At 63.8% G+C, this 15,029-nt stretch carries 13 protein-coding genes and 1 pseudogene; 7 read left to right on the plus strand and 7 right to left on the minus strand.

The features are described 5' to 3' along the window. A partial coding sequence (locus G4923_RS12590) for an IS1595 family transposase (protein ID WP_163137267.1) occupies positions 1–405 on the plus strand: 405 nt, incomplete at its 5' end. Between the two features lie 7 nt (positions 406–412). Here the strand turns inward: G4923_RS12590 and G4923_RS12595 are convergent. Further along, a pseudogene (locus G4923_RS12595) lies at positions 413–607 on the minus strand (transposase); the annotation flags it as partial. Positions 608–675: 68 nt separating this feature from the next. On the opposite strand from G4923_RS12595, the gene G4923_RS12600 reads away from it, so the two are divergent. Further along, a complete protein-coding gene (locus G4923_RS12600; RefSeq protein ID WP_163137268.1) occupies positions 676–1,152 on the plus strand; it encodes a hypothetical protein in 477 nt (158 codons plus the stop codon). A gap of 442 nt (positions 1,153–1,594) precedes the next feature. On the opposite strand, the gene G4923_RS12605 is transcribed toward G4923_RS12600, so the two are convergent. Further along, entirely contained in the window at positions 1,595–2,116 is a 522-nt protein-coding gene (locus G4923_RS12605; RefSeq protein WP_106885176.1) for a GNAT family N-acetyltransferase, read from the minus strand. 205 nt (positions 2,117–2,321) lie between these two features. On the opposite strand from G4923_RS12605, the gene G4923_RS12610 reads away from it, so the two are divergent. Both G4923_RS12610 and ypfJ read left to right on the plus strand, forming a co-directional pair. Beyond that, positions 2,322–2,585 (plus strand): hypothetical protein, encoded by a 264-nt coding sequence (locus G4923_RS12610; RefSeq protein WP_163137269.1) that lies wholly within the window; start codon positions 2,322–2,324, stop codon positions 2,583–2,585. Between the two features lie 73 nt (positions 2,586–2,658). Then, entirely contained in the window at positions 2,659–3,513 is an 855-nt protein-coding gene (gene ypfJ, locus G4923_RS12615) for a KPN_02809 family neutral zinc metallopeptidase (protein ID WP_163137270.1), read from the plus strand. A gap of 89 nt (positions 3,514–3,602) precedes the next feature. Here ypfJ and G4923_RS12620 read toward each other — a convergent pair whose 3' ends face one another. Continuing rightward, a complete protein-coding gene (locus tag G4923_RS12620; RefSeq protein WP_163137271.1) occupies positions 3,603–4,286 on the minus strand; it encodes an adenine nucleotide alpha hydrolase in 684 nt (227 codons plus the stop codon). Between the two features lie 154 nt (positions 4,287–4,440). Here G4923_RS12620 and G4923_RS12625 point away from each other — a divergent pair, with 154 nt between their 5' ends. The 3 genes from G4923_RS12625 (at position 4,441) to G4923_RS12635 (ending at position 6,969) form a co-directional block, all read left to right on the plus strand. Next, positions 4,441–5,757 (plus strand): MFS transporter, encoded by a 1,317-nt coding sequence (locus G4923_RS12625; protein ID WP_163137272.1) that lies wholly within the window; start codon positions 4,441–4,443, stop codon positions 5,755–5,757. A gap of 131 nt (positions 5,758–5,888) precedes the next feature. Next, entirely contained in the window at positions 5,889–6,605 is a 717-nt protein-coding gene (locus tag G4923_RS12630) for a MarC family NAAT transporter (RefSeq protein ID WP_106885181.1), read from the plus strand. Between the two features lie 160 nt (positions 6,606–6,765). Next, positions 6,766–6,969 carry a hypothetical protein gene (locus tag G4923_RS12635; protein WP_106885182.1) on the plus strand — a complete coding sequence of 68 codons (204 nt, stop codon included), beginning with the start codon at positions 6,766–6,768 and terminating at the stop codon, positions 6,967–6,969. A 133-nt stretch (positions 6,970–7,102) separates the two neighbouring features. On the opposite strand, the gene tldD is transcribed toward G4923_RS12635, so the two are convergent. The 4 genes from tldD to rng form a co-directional block, all read right to left on the minus strand. Then, a complete protein-coding gene (tldD, locus tag G4923_RS12640) occupies positions 7,103–8,551 on the minus strand; it encodes a metalloprotease TldD (RefSeq protein WP_162627243.1) in 1,449 nt (482 codons plus the stop codon). A gap of 178 nt (positions 8,552–8,729) precedes the next feature. Continuing rightward, positions 8,730–9,536, minus strand: coding sequence for a carbon-nitrogen hydrolase family protein (locus tag G4923_RS12645; protein WP_163137273.1), 807 nt, complete (start codon positions 9,534–9,536; stop codon positions 8,730–8,732). Between the two features lie 120 nt (positions 9,537–9,656). Beyond that, positions 9,657–13,559: a YhdP family protein gene (locus G4923_RS12650; protein ID WP_163137274.1), complete on the minus strand. Its 3,903-nt coding sequence runs from the start codon at positions 13,557–13,559 to the stop codon at positions 9,657–9,659. Next, complete coding sequence (gene rng, locus G4923_RS12655; RefSeq protein WP_025325452.1) at positions 13,560–15,029, minus strand: ribonuclease G; 1,470 nt, start codon at positions 15,027–15,029, stop codon at positions 13,560–13,562. It abuts the gene before it with no gap.

Below are 15,029 nucleotides of genomic sequence, written 5' to 3' on the forward strand. Positions count from 1 at the left end.
GTGGTTCAGGACCGGGCTGGCCACCATGCGGATTTTCAGTTGGAGAAAATGAATGCCGAGACGGTGATAGCGGTTTTGACACCCCTTGTCTCGTCAGATGCGGTGTTGTGTAGCGATGGCGCCGGGGTGTATGCCAGTTTCAGCAAAGCGCAGGGAGTGACCCATCAGGTCGTGCGCAATCGTCAAGGCGAGCCCGTGGTTGGCGCGTACCACATCCAGCATGTGAACGGGTACCACAGGCGTTTAAAAGAGTGGATGGAGCGGTTCCATGGGGTAGCGACCCACTATCTGAGGAATTATCTGAGTTGGCGAAGGATGTTGGAGCGCTATGGACGGGAAGTGACTATCCCACATTGCTTGCAGGAGGCGCTGGGGCGCCCCATGCAACACGCAATTGGGACATAGCCTTTAAAATGCCCTTGAGGATGAGCGCGGTACAAATGGCCTGGTCGGTATAGGGCGGGCTTCGACCCCGTCGACCATGATGCTCGTTATGGAACCAGTTGCTCACTGCATCCTCGTCCACCCAGAACGTCAGTGAACCCCGCTTTATCAGGGACTTGTTGTACTGTGACCAGTTGGAAATGGGGTGACGCGCTTTGCCCATGATACTGACTTGAAAGGGGATTTGGTGATCAGATCACCGAGAGCACCATAAGTTCCGCATGAACCATCATGATTTGGGAAACAACGCCGATTAAGAACCTAGAAGAGATAAAACGGGACTATATCCGCCTGTGTGCTAGCGAGCAGGGCCTCTGGCTCGAGGTGTGTGATGTTGATTGGATAGGGCCTCATAACCCAGTCGAGGTCTGGACTCCCATAAAGAGGCTGGGACAGCCGCCTGCCCCTACAAGGGATGAACGGCCCAAAAAACTGCTTCACTTTATTGATATTAAGCCCATTTCGCTCAAACTTGATGCCGCCACACAGAAGGAGCTTGATGCTCACTGGATAGCCACAAAGCACGAGCTTGAGCCCCGTTGGGTAGCCACACCACAGGAAATAGAGAAGGCCATCAATCAATTACTCAACAACCGCCGCTATTTCGACATTTGCGGCCGCTGCCGCAAATTGAAGCCTGTTGGTCTTATGCATGGTGACTTTGCTTGTCAGAGTTGTGCCGAAAAATTCTTGGACATAGTCTACTGACATTGCAGCCTGTGACATGGATACCCTGATGTGAGCCTGGCTGATTTCGCTACAAGCCAAGCGGAGTCACTGGGTGAGCTGGTGGTCGCTATCGGCTCACCCGACACTCCGTTGTGCTCGCATCCTGGGCATCCAGATAGCACGCCTGAGCGATTCACCGGACAGCTGGGCGATGTTCGGAAGAACCTAGGTAATCTGGTTGAGTTTTTTGTATGCGGGGTTTTTTGTGGGGGTTAAACAAAACAAAAATATGCTTCAAGCAAAAAATATACATAAATAACAAATACATAATTAAATAAACCGAGTTCTCCATCGAAGAGCTCAACTGATCCTGCCCACCGGCAGCCTCAGATGCAGACAGGCCGCAACTCACGGCGGCCCCCTTGCCTCCCTCGCCTCCAGCCTTGTGATCCCCTCTTCTGATTGACGGCCCTGCCATCCCTCAGACAGTGCAGGCCTGGGTATCGGCCGCTTCCAGCAACAGACACTCGTCGGCATCCTCGCTCAACCTGACCAGACGGCTGCGCACCAGACCCAGCTTGCCCAGCAGCGCCACAGATCGCTCGTTGCCCGGGGTGACGATGGCGATGACCCGCTCGATGCCGAGCCGCTCCCGCCCATCCTGCAACGCCGCCCGTGCCGCTTCTATGCCGTAACCCTGACCGCGATAGGCAGGCAGGAAGGCGTAGCCTATGTCTTCGCACGGCAGGGTATCGCGCTTGATGAGCCCGCAGATGCCGATCCTGGCCTCGTCTTCCCGTCGCATCACCAGATAGAGACCATGCCCATGACGGGCATAGCTGACCGCCGGCCCCTGTTGTATGTACTCTTCGGCGTCACTCAGGGTGCGCACCCCGCGATCGCCTATGTAGCGGTGGAAGTCGCCGTCGTTGAGCAGTTCGAGAATGAAGGGGGCATCAGCAGTGGTTAATTCGCGCAGGGCGAGGCGCTCGGAGAGGATCATGGCAAAGGCTCGTGTGATGGGAACAACAGCCATCAAGACTGCCCCCATGAGGGGCGCTTGGCAAGATCCCCGGCCAAAAGGAGGCCGTCATGGACCGCAAGCCGGCCGACCGCAGCCGACATTTAGTCCCTGCCACATGAGTCGCGCGGCGGTTCCGGCTATACTGCCCGCCCTATCCCACAGAACAACAAGCAGGACATTCCCCATGACGGACACCACCGAATTCTTTGACGAACAGACACTGCTGGAAATGGTTGAAAACCAGCTCGCCGACGGCCATCCCCTGCAGGTGAAAGCCACCCTGATGCGGTTGGTGATGAAGGGCACCCCGCGGGACGAGGCGCTGCAATACATCGCCTGCGCCCTGGGTGCCGAGCTGATGGCCATGGAGGCGGATCAGGGCCCCTTCAACCTGATCCGCTACGCCGAGTTTCTCGACAGCCTGCCCGAGATGCCCTGGGCTGAATAACGCTCCTCATCAGGCGGGTCGCGCCAGCAGCCATTATCATTACTGCCACCATCAATGACGGGAGTAGGCAGATATGCGCTGGCAAAATCGCCGTGAGAGCAGCAATGTGGAAGACAGGCGCCAGGAAGGCGGTGGCAGCGGGGGCGGTGGCCTGCCCATAGGTGGCAAGGGGCGCCTCATCCTGATCGTGGTGGTCATGGTGGCGGGTTACTACGGCGTGGATCTCAGCCCCCTGCTCGACGAACCGTCCCGGCAGAGCCAGGCGCCGCGCCAGAATGTGTCAGAGCCGGCCAGCGATCCCCTGGCCAGATTCACCTCAGTGATGCTCGCCTCCACCGAAGATACCTGGGGCGCGATCTTCTCCCAGAGCGGCAGCCAGTATCAGCCTCCCAGGCTGGTGCTCTATCGCGGCGCCACCCAGACCGGCTGCGGCCAGGGCCAGTCTGTCATGGGCCCCTTCTACTGCCCGGCGGACAGCACAGTCTACATAGATCTCTCCTTCTATCAGGACATGCGCGACAAGCTGGGGGCCGATGGCGACTTCGCCCAGGGCTATGTGGTCGCCCACGAGGTGGGCCACCACGTGCAGCACCTGCTCGGCATCTCGACCAAGGTGCGCCAGCAACAGCAAGGGCTGAGCCAGGCCGCGCAGAACAAGCTGTCGGTCAAACTCGAATTGCAGGCCGACTGCTTCGCCGGGGTCTGGGGCTACCATATGGAGCGGGAGCAGGTGCTGGAGCACGGCGATCTGGAGGAGGCCCTCAACGCCGCCCAGGCCATAGGCGACGACCGCCTGCAGCAGCGGGGTCAGGGCCGGGTGGTGCCGGACAGCTTCACCCACGGCAGCTCGGCCCAGCGCCTCGCCTGGTTCAAGAAGGGCTTTGACAGCGGCAAGCCCGCCAGCTGCGACACCTTCGCCGCCCGCTGAGCCGGGCCAGACGACAAGGCCGGATCCCCAGGGATCCGGCCTTGTTGCATTCAGCAGACGGGAGATGGGCCTGCCGCTCTCCCGGGCAACTAGCCCTCAGGGGTCTCATCCGGCAGCAGATCGGTAAAGACGAAGCCGTCCCGCACCACTGTCTCCCCCACCCGGATGGCCAGGGGCCGCTGGAACATGGGGCCATCAAAGGCCAGGGTGTGGAACTCGCCGTTCTCGCCGCAGGGATCCACCCCGGCGGGCAGGGCCGCCAGCAGGGTCTCATCGAACTCGTGCCCACCCAGGTTGGCATCCAGCTTGCCGGGATCCAGGGTGCAGATCCTGGCCTTGAGGCCGGCGGCCATCATCTCCTGCGCCAGCTCGCTCGTGTCGCTGCCCCAGAGCGGGAACAGCGGCGCTATGCCCGTGCCCGCCAGCTGTTTCTCCCTATAGGCGCGCACATCCTCGAGGAAGAGATCCCCGAATGCCATGTGGCGGATCCCCATGGCCAGCACATCCTCGATGAAGCCGGCCATGACCCGGCCATAGTCCTCGTTGCTGCAGGGCCAGGGCAGATCGATGCAGTGCAGTGGCAGCCCCACGCACGCGGCCTGCTCCGTCAGCAACTGCTTGCGCACCCCGTGCATGGCCACCCGCTCGAACGCCTGATTCAGGGTGGTGAAGAGCCCCACCACCTCGATCGCCGGATCCTGGCGCAAGCGATGCAGGGCCCAGGCGCTGTCTTTTCCGCTGCTCCAGGAGAGCAGTACCTTTTTCTTCGTCATGACCTCTCCAATCCCTTGCCGCAAGGTGCTGCAAGACAGTGTTGCGAATTGTGCGATTTACTTCCTGGGATACAAAAGCATACCCTCGTGGGTGAGCGTATCCCCGCAGAGCATGGGGGAGAATAACTAAAAAAACGATGGGAAACATAAGGATATGACTAAAGTCAGCACACATCATGACCACAATCGCCCCCTCAACCGACAGGATTACAAGACCTTAAGCCTGGCGGCGCTGGGCGGTGCCCTCGAATTCTACGACTTCATCATCTTCGTCTTCTTCGCCGTGGTGATAGGCGAGCTCTTCTTCCCGGCCGACATTCCCGAGTGGCTGCGCCAGTTCCAGACCTTCGGCATCTTCGCCGCCGGTTACCTGGCCCGCCCGCTGGGGGGCATCATCATGGCCCACTTCGGCGATCTCATCGGCCGCAAGCGCATGTTCACCCTCAGCATCATCCTGATGGCGCTGCCGACCCTGCTGATCGGCCTGCTGCCCACCTATGCCACCCTAGGCATCGCCGCCCCGCTGCTGCTGCTGCTGTTGCGGATCCTGCAAGGGGCCGCCATCGGGGGTGAGGTCCCGGGGGCCTGGGTCTTCGTGGCCGAACACGTGCCCGCCCGCCGGGTCGGCGTCGCCTGCGGCACCCTCACCGCAGGGCTGACCGCCGGCATACTGCTCGGCTCCCTGGTGGCCACCGCCATCAACCGCGGCATGAGCCCGGTGGAGGTGAGCGAGTGGGGCTGGCGTCTGGCCTTCGTGCTCGGCGGTGTGTTCGGCATAGTCGCCATGTACCTGCGCCGCTGGCTGCACGAGACCCCTGTCTTCGCCGAGATGCAGGCCAACAAGGCCCTGGCCGAGGAGCTGCCCCTCAAGACGGTGCTCCGCGAGCACAAGGGCAGCGTCATCGTCTCCATGCTGCTGACCTGGCTGCTCTCCGCCGGCATAGTGGTGGTGATCCTGATGACCCCGACCTATCTGCAGAAGGTCCATGGCATCAGCCCGGCCGATGCCCTGACCGCCAACTCCCTGGCCATAGTGGCCCTCACCCTGGGCTGCATCTTCTACGGCCGCCTGATAGACAGCCTCGGCAGCGGCCCCACCTTCGTCCTGGGCTCATTGCTGCTGGCCGGTGCCACCTATGCCTTCTACCACGGCCTGGCGGCGGGCATGGATCAGCTGGTGCCGCTCTACATGCTGGCAGGCTTTGCGGTGGGGATAGTCGGCGCCGTGCCCTATGTCATGGTCAACGCCTTCCCGCCCGTGGTGCGCTTCTCCGGGCTGTCGTTCTCCTACAACGTGGCCTACGCCATCTTCGGCGGGCTCACTCCCATGCTGGTGACGCTGTGGATGAAGAACGACGTGCTAGCGCCCTCCCACTACGTGGTCAGTCTGGCCGGTCTCGGCTTCGTGCTGGGTCTCTGGCTCTGGCTGCGCCAGCGCACTCAGCGTCAGGCCACGCCACAAACCGCCTGACAGATGCGGGCCCCGGACTGTCGGGGCCCCTTCGTTCCGGCTATATTCAGCCTGGCTGCCGTAGAGTAGCCCCCCCTTAAGGCCAGACCCGCGTCTGGCCCTGTTGTTTTCCAACCACCCCGAGGTGCAAGATGTTTTTCCAGGTCGTATTCATCGCCTTGCTCGCGCTGCTGCCCATGGTCAATCCCCCCACCACGGCTACCCTGCTGCTGGGATTGAGCAAGGGCATGTCCCGTGAGCACGTACGCCGCCAGATCAACCTGGCCGCCATCTATCTGTTCGCCACCCTTTGCGTCAGCTTCTTCATCGGCTCCTCCATCCTGGATCTGTTCGGGATCTCCATTCCCGGCCTGCGGCTGGCCGGTGGCCTCATCATCGCCTTCATCGGTTTTCGCATGCTGTTCCCAGCCCCCAGCCAGTCCGCCGGGGTCGACATCAACCAGAGCATCGCCTTCGTGCCGCTCACCATGCCCAGCATGTGCGGGCCGGGCACCATGGCCCTGGTGATCAGTGGCGCCGCCCAGATTGCCGAGCTGCCCGACGAGTACAACCGTTTCGTCATCTATGCCGCCATGGTGACCGCCTTCGCCCTGATGAGCCTGCTCAGCTGGGGAGTGCTCAAGCTGGCGGATCCGGTCTGCAAGATCCTCGGCGCCACCGGCATAGACGCCATGACCCGCATCATGGGCTTCCTGCTGGTGTGCATGGGCATGCAGTTCTGCATCAACGGCATCAAGGAGGTGGCGCAGGATCCCGTGTTCCACGGTGCGCCCGCTGTGCAGACGGCCCCGGCGCAGTCACACGCATCCGCCGCCCTCGATCATCTGCCCGCCGCGCGCCAGCCCTGACCGAAAGCGTTGTCATCTCGGATCGGGGATCGTCGCCGAACTTGCGCCTGATCATGTTGCCTGCCCACGGACGGAGTAGTGTGTTTTTTGTACAGGCAAGGTTCAGAGGGTCGCTGCTAACGTGACCCGCGCAGACCCAATCACTTGAGGAGACATGCAAATGGAAAAGATGCTGACCGAGATTGGAAGCTCCAGCCTGTTCCACGAATATCTGAACGTGGTCGGGGCCGTCAGCCCCGCCCTGACCCGGATCAAGAGCAGGTGGGAATACAAGCGAAGCGATCGGCTGGTCGCCCAGATCAGGATAGATCCCCAGGGCAACGCGCGATTCTATATCGACGCCCGTGCCATATCGGCCAACTGAGCCCCATCAACCCCCTTCACCCACCCCGGTCCACTGACCGGGGTTTTTATTTGTGCGCCCCAGAGAAAACAAAACCCCGGCTGCGGCCGGGGTTTGGTGGTGTCGGGTCATGCCGCTGCGCGGCCAAGCCAACCTAGGAAGTGCCGCCCACGGTGAGCTGATCCAGCTTGAGCGTGGGCTGACCGACGCCGACCGGCACGCTCTGCCCCTCCTTGCCACAGACCCCGACCCCGCGATCCAGCGCAAGATCGCTGCCCACCATGGAGACCTGGCTCATGGCCTCTGGGCCGTTGCCGATCAGGGTGGCGCCCTTGATGGGGGCGGTGATCTTGCCATCCTCGATGAGGTAGGCCTCGGAGGCGGAGAAGACGAACTTGCCGGAGGTGATGTCCACCTGACCGCCACCGAAGTTGGGGGCATAGATGCCCTTCTTCACCGAGGCGATGATCTCCGCCGGATCGTGCTGACCCGCCAGCATGTAGGTGTTGGTCATGCGCGGCATCGGCAGGGCGGCGTAGGACTCGCGGCGACCGTTGCCGGTGAGTGGCACCCCCATCAGCCGGGCGTTCTGCTTGTCCTGCAGGTAGCCCTTGAGGATGCCGTTCTCGATCAGCACGTTGTAGCCCCCCGGGGTGCCCTCGTCGTCGATGGAGACGGAGCCGCGTCGGCCCACCAGGGTACCGTCATCGACTATGGTGCAGTGCCTGGAGGCGACCTGCTCGCCGATGCGACCGGCGAAGGCGGACGAGCCCTTGCGGTTGAAGTCCCCCTCCAGGCCGTGCCCCACCGCCTCGTGCAGCAGCACGCCGGGCCAGCCAGCCCCCAGCACCACCGGCATGGTGCCGGCCGGCGCGTCTATGGCCTCGAGGTTGACCAGGGCCTGGCGTACCGCTTCGCGCACATAGCCAAACGCCCGGCTCTCAAGCCCGTCCAGCTCCAGGAAATAGTCGTAACCGAAGCGGCCACCGCCGCCGGCGCTGCCGCGCTCCCGGCGCTCCCCCTTCTCGGCGATGACGGTCACCGACAGGCGCACCAGGGGGCGCACATCGGCGGCCAGGGTGCCATCGGTGGCGGCCACCAGTATCTCTTCATAGACGCCGCTGATGGAGGCCATCACCTGATTGATGGCGGGATCCAGGCTTCTGGCGAACTTGTCCATCTGCTCCAGCAGGGCAATCTTCTGCTGCTTGTCGAGGGTCTGCAGCGGGTCCATGGCGGGATAGAGCAGGTTGGCGGAGGTTCTGGCCCAGGCCTTCACCTTGCCCTGGGCGCCGGCGGCGGCTATGCCGCGGGCGGCGGTCACCGACTGTTGCAGGGCCAGCAGGCTCAGCTCGTCCGAGTAGGCGAAGCCGGTCTTCTCGCCGCTGACGGCGCGCACCCCGACCCCTTGGTCGATGTTGTAGCTGCCGTCCTTGACGATGCCGTCTTCCAGCATCCAGGACTCGTGCCAGCTGCGCTGGAAATAGAGGTCGCCGAACTCCACCTGATGGCTCATCAGGCTGCCGAGCAACTGCTGCAGGCGCCCTTCGTCGAGATCGTTCGGGGCCAACAAGGAGGCACTAACCTGGCTCAATAGACTCAATCTTTCTCTCCACTCTCGATGCGAGACGTCGTAACGGTGAATTCATCCGGTGTGGCCCGGTGACAAGTTCGTATTCGTCGGGTGCAATGAACGAAGTGAATTGCATCGCCAACCCAAAGATAGACACAGGGGCAATGCGCTTCGCGTGTTGCACCCTAGGTCAATCAACACCACACCATCAGAGCAAACGGGCGTGTTGCAGCACGGGCATGGTGCGTTTCAATTCGTCGACAAGGCCGGGCTCCATCTTCACCAGCACAGTGGCGGTGCCCGAATCCTGGCAGGCCAGCACCCGACCCCAGGGATCGATCACCATGCTGTGGCCCCAGGTCTGACGCCCCGTCTCGTGGCTGCCCCCCTGATTGGCGGCCACCACATAGCACTGGTTCTCGATGGCGCGGGCCCGCAGCAGCGGCTCCCAGTGCGCCTCCCCGGTCACGGCGGTGAAGGCGGCAGGCACCAGCAGCACCCGGGCACCGGCACGAGCCAGCTGGCGATAGAGCTCGGGGAAGCGCAGATCATAACAGATAGAGAGGCCGAGGGGACCAAAGGGAGAGTCCACCACCACGCACTCCTGACCGGGGCTGAAGGTCTCCGACTCCCGGTAGCGGCCGTGGTTGTCCGCCACGTCCACGTCGAACAGGTGGATCTTGTGGTAGTGGCCCTTGAGCTCGCCGTCGGGATCGAACACCAGGGAGCTGGTGTGGATATGATCGGAACCGGCGATGGTGGTGGGCATGGCCCCGGCCACCAGCCAGATGCCGTGGGTTTTGGCCCAATCGGCCAGTTGCTGCTGGATTGGGCCATCTCCCAGGGGTTCGGCCCCATCCAGATAACCCTGGCGCTCGCCGAACAGGGCGAAGTTTTCCGGCAGCAGCACCAGCAGGGGGCGCTCCTTGGGCAGCGCCGCCAGCTCGGCGGCAATCTGTGCCCGGTTATCCTGCCAGTGACGACCCGAGATCAACTGTATGGCGGCTAGCCACATGACGCGCTCCTTGTGATGGGGCAAGCCGCCGGACTCTGCATCCTCGGCTCGCGGGGGACTCCCAGCACTATGAGGGGTTCGGGCCCGGGACGAAAGGATTTTGGCACCGGACGCCGCTCCTCAGCGCTGGGCTGGTCCGCCGTGCTTGGGGGTCAGCAGGAAGGGGCTGACCTCCTCGGCGGGCAAGTTGGGCGCCACCGCATCCACCGCCTGCTTCTGCTGCTGGTTGAGCTTGATGCGGGCGCGATCCCGGCCGGCCTCGATCAGCTTGGGGGAGTCCAGCGGGCCCGAGACCCGGAAGTCGATGCGGGTCACCACATCCACCACAGGCTCCAGCAGCTTGGAGAGCGCCAGCACATAGAGCCCGGTGATCGGGGTCAGCGAGAACGCAGCCACCACCGGCAGGGTACCCCCCAGGTTCGGGGAGAAGCTCAGATCGTAATCGAGACGCCAGCGCACCAGATCGGCGATGCCCTCGCCACGCAGGTTGCCCGCGGCTCCCTTCATGTAGAAGTCGTTGTTCTCCACCACCCCCTGCTTGATCCTGGCGGAGGCCGACATGGACTCGAAGTAGAAGCCCTTGTCGAACACATCCCGAAAATCGAGGCGCAGCTTGCGCATCAGGGAGTCGAGGCTCAGCAGGGAGAGCAGGCGCGCCCCCTTGTCGTTGACCTCCCGCAGTGTGCCCCCCTCCAGCTGGTAATCTGCACTGCCTGCCAGGGTCGGCAAGTCCAGCCGGTAGGGCACGTCACGCCAGCTGAGATCCAGTGCCAGCTTGCCCGGCGCGTCGCCTATGGGCGAGGTGAAGCCGAGTCGCTTGAGCAGCAGCTCGCTGTTCTGGGTGCTGAGGTGGGCGCGGGCCCGGGTCTGCATCTGGCCGGGCTGCGCCAGCCACTCGGCGCTGCCGCTCAGGGTGCTGCCGGCGAGCCGCATCTCCAGCCCCTTGAGAGCGAGCCGGTTGGCGCCTGGCACCAGTTCCCCTTTGAGCTCCCCGAGGGGCAGGGCGCCGAAGCGGCAATCCACGCAGCTGAAGGTGAGCCAGGGAATGGCATCCATGATGGCCTTGTCCTGCCTCGCATCGGGCTCGGGGCTGAGGTCGGATCCCTTGCCCGACCAATGAATACGGGCGAACTTGGCATCCATGGGCTGCCTGTCCGTCACGGGAATGCGCACCACCCCCATCACCTCGGGGCTGTCGATCATCACCTCGGTGGCCAGGTTCACCGGCCCCACGGTGAAGTGCACCGCCTTGAGATTGGCGCTGCCGATATCGGCCCGGGCGAGCAGGCCATCGACCCACCACTCCTGAGGCAGGAAGGCGGGGCCGACCACCGCATTGCCGCTGCTCCCCGCCCCCTTGCCCGGCCACCAGCGCGTGAGCCGTGCCAGCCAGCCGGCCACGTCGGCCTGGGGCTGATTGATGGCGAGCAGCATGGGCTTGTCTTGCAGCACCCGGGCCCCGGGCTGACCGACGTTGACCCGCACCCGGCTGAGGTAGGGAGCCCCCTCGCCGTACACCAGCCGGCTCTGCATATCCACATCGGCCCCCAGCACGGCGCGAATGTCGGCGCTGCCGTCGCGGCCCCGTGCCGTTACCTTGAGGGGGAGCTGGCTCCCGGCCGCCTTGGTCAGCGGCACCGGCAGATCCAGCCCCATCCCCTGCAGGTTGGAGTCCAGCGCCAGCTGGAAGCTGAAGGCCTTGTTCTCGGGCAGGGTCAACCCCAGGGTCCCCGTCCAGTTGCTGCGCCCCTTGAGCATCTCGAGGGCGGGAATGTCCTGGCGCTGGCGACTGCTGTCCCAGAGTCCCTTGAACTTGAGATCCGCCTGATAGCCGTGGGGCAGCTGCTTGCCCCGATAATCCAGGGTCAGCGGCTGGTTCCACAGGCTGGCCTTGAGATTGCTGAAGTGCGTGTGTTCGTTGTCATATTCGAGTCGTCCCTGCACCTTCTCCAGGGGCAGATCCAGGGTGGCGATCCTGACGCTGTTGTCATGGAAGTTCGCCTCTCCGCTGGCCTTGACCTCGCCCTTGCCACCCAGCGGTATGTCCAGCTTGACCGTGCCATCCATGGGGCCGCGGATCTCGATCTCCCGCAGTGCCTGACCCACGGAGCCCGCGAGGGGAGACTCCTGCAGGTAACCGCTGATGGCCTGCCCCTCTCCCTGGACCTTGGCATCCACGTAGAGGTGCGCCCCGGGGGAGAGATCCGGGATCCAGGCATGCACAGCGTCGGATCTGGCCTTGCCGAGCCGGGTGGCGCTGCTGCGCATGTCCAGACCCGCGTTCTGGAACAGGAGGTCTATCTGCAGCTCGGTGAGCGGCAGCCAACCGGGGAAGAACTCGTAGGTGGCCTGCTCCAGCGGCACGGCGACCTGGAAGACCCCCTTGCCGTTGTCATAGGGGAAATCGCGGAACTCGCCGTACCAGAGCAGGTCTGCCCCCTTGGCCTTGCCCCCCTTGATGGCGCCGCTCAGGTAGTCCACCAGGCCGTCGCTCATCACGGCCAGCGGATAGTAGCGATCCGCATGGGCCGCATTCTTCACGTCGATGCGGCCGGTCAGGGCGAGGAAGGGGTGCTCGAACAGCTCGAGGCGGAAGCGGCTGGCGAGGGTCAAGTCCTCGTTATCCAGCGCTATATCCTGGCCGTAGAGCACCCAGCCTTGCGTCTCGCGCCACCAGTCGAGGCGCGCAAAGAGGCTGTCGACCGGGATAGGCACCTTGAAGTGACGGGCGGGATCCACCTTGCCCTTGCCCAGGGTCAGGCGGGCGCTGCCCCCGGCCGGGGTCAGCCAGAAGTCGCCGTCCAGTTTCTGCAGCCCTGGCACGTCGTGCCAGGCCTTGGTCTCGAAGCCCCTGAGCTGTCCGCTCAGGGAGAGCCCCTGCCAGTCGCCATCGGCCTGCAGCACCAGCTCCTGCACCTTGCCCTTGGGTTGGGTGTGCTTGAGGGTGTTGGTCAGGCTGGGATAGAGGCCCGAGACCAGCTGGCTCAGGTTGGCCATCTGGTTGAGATCGATGGCGGGCACATAGCCCTGGATGCGGGAGCCGACCCGCTCGAGCTGCAACCGGCTCTGCAGCCAGGTCGCCCCATCGAGCTTGAAGGTCACGTCATGGCTGGCGAGCTGCCACTCCTCACCGTCGCGCCGCAGCTGGATCTTGCCCCCCTGCAGATCGAGCCGGTGCGGCTCGCCCTTGACCTCGTCTTTCCAGATCAGGTGGTTGTTGCCAAAGGCCAGCAGGGAGTTGCCGAGCCTGCCCCCCTCGAACTCGCTCCACAGCTGGAAGTCGAGCTGGCCGGTCACCTTGGGTTCGCCGGCGTGGATCCGCGCCAGCATGGGGCTGATGTCCAGCTCGCTGGCCCCCAGGTAGAGCTGGCCCTTGAGCCTGTCGAGGCGCACTTGCGGGGCATCCACGTCGATGATGAGATCGATGGCGCTCTCACCCACCCCGTTGATGAGGTAGGCCTTGCCCACCCCCTGATGGCGCTTGCCGCGATTCTGCCAGCGCAGCTGGGCGATGTTGAGGGCACGCACCTCCCCCAGCGCCGTGGTCACGCTCAGGCGGCTGTCATGAATATCGAAGGTGGAGAGCTGGGTCAGCAGGAAGCGCAGCAGGGCCCGCTGCTGATCCGGGCTCTTCTCGCCGGTCGGGGCGGCCGGCTGCGCCAGATCCAGCGCTATGTCGCCGTCGCTCAGCAGCAGCTGGCCGAACACCGGTTTCCAGTCGTTGAGGGAGCGCCAGAAGTCGAGGTGGGCCCACACCTTGCCGAGGCGCAGGGAGAAGCGCCCCGAATCGGGGGCGATGACCAGCCCTTGCAGCTCGAGGGCCGGGCCGCGCTGGGTCCAGCTCAACCCGACGTGCTCGACGCTCACCTCCAGCTGGCTGTCGCCAAGCAGGGTGGCGATCAGCGCCTGCCTGTGCTGGTTGAGCAGGGGGCCGCCAAGGCGTACCACGCTGACCAGGATGGCCAGCAGCACGAAGAAGACCCCGAGGGCTAACCAGCCCCGACTCAGCCAGCGGTAGATCAATTACATCATCACCACATCGAATTGTTCCTGCCCACAGAGCGGCTCCGTCACCACCCTGACCTGCTTGCCGATGAAGACTTCCAGCTCGGCCAGACTGTGGGACTCCTCCCCCCGCAGGTAATCGGCCACCGAGGGGGCCGCATAGACGGTGAACTGATCCGCATCGTAGGCACGGTTGACCCGGATGATCTCCCGCAGGATCTCGAAGCAGACCGACTCCACCGTCTTGACCCGGCCGCGCCCCTTGCACTCGGGGCACTCGGAGCAGAGCACGTGTTCCAGGCTCTCCCGGGTGCGCTTGCGGGTCATCTCCACCAGCCCGAGCTGGGAGAAGCCGTTGACGTTGGTCTTGGCCCTGTCTTTCGCCAGCGCCAGCTCCAGGCTGTGCAGCACCCGGCGGCGGTGATCCTCGGACTGCATGTCGATGAAGTCGATGATGATGATGCCGCCGAGGTTGCGCAACCGCAGGTGGCGGGCGATGGCGGCGGTGGCCTCGACGTTGGTGTTGAAGATGGTCTCTTCCAGGTTGCGATGGCCCACGAAGGCACCTGTGTTGATGTCCACCGTGGTCATGGCTTCGGTCTGGTCGATGATGAGGTAGCCGCCGGATTTCAGCTCCACCTTGCGCTCCAGGGCGCGCTGGATCTCGTTCTCCACGTCGTAGAGATCGAAGATGGGCGACTCGCCGGAGTAGTACTCCAGCTTGTTGGCGAGCTCGGGCACATACTCCCCGGTGAAATGCGAGAGCAGCTCGAAGCTCTGGCGCGAGTCGACCCGGATCTTGTCGAGCTCGGCGCCGACGAAGTCGCGCACCACCCGGAAGGCCAGGCTGGGATCCTCGTAGAGGATCTTGCAGGGCGGGTACTTCTGCTTGCGCTCCAGGATCTTGCGCCACAACCGCTTCAAGAAGGCGGCGTCCTGCTCCAGCTCCTGCTCCCCCACCCCTTCGGCGGCGGTGCGGATGATGTAGCCACCCAGCTCGTCCACATAGCCCGCCACGGTGCGCTTGAGGCGTTCCCGCTCAGCTTCGGACTCGATACGCTGGGAGACGCCGACGTGGGCACTGCCCGGCATGAAGACCAGGTAGCGGGACGGCAGTGTGATGTCGGTGGTGAGGCGGGCACCCTTGGTGCCCAGCGGGTCTTTCACCACCTGCACCATGATGTCCTGGCCCTGACGCACCAGCTCGGCGATGTTGCCCGCCTGGAACTGCTCCTTCTCCTTGATCGCCACGCACTCGGTGTGGGGCACAATGTCGGAGGCGTGCAGGAAGGCGGCCTTGTCCATGCCGATGTCGACGAAGGCGGCCTGCATGCCGGGCAGCACACGGCTGATCTTGCCCTTGTAGATGTTGCCCACTATGCCGCGCTTGGCCTGACGTTCTACATGCACTTCCTGCAGCAGCCCGTTCTCGACCAGGGCGACCCGGGTCTCTGAGGGGGTGACGTTCACCAGCAGTTCTACTGACAT

This window comes from Aeromonas rivipollensis, from assembly GCF_010974825.1.
Taxonomy (GTDB): Bacteria; Pseudomonadota; Gammaproteobacteria; order Enterobacterales; family Aeromonadaceae; genus Aeromonas; species Aeromonas rivipollensis.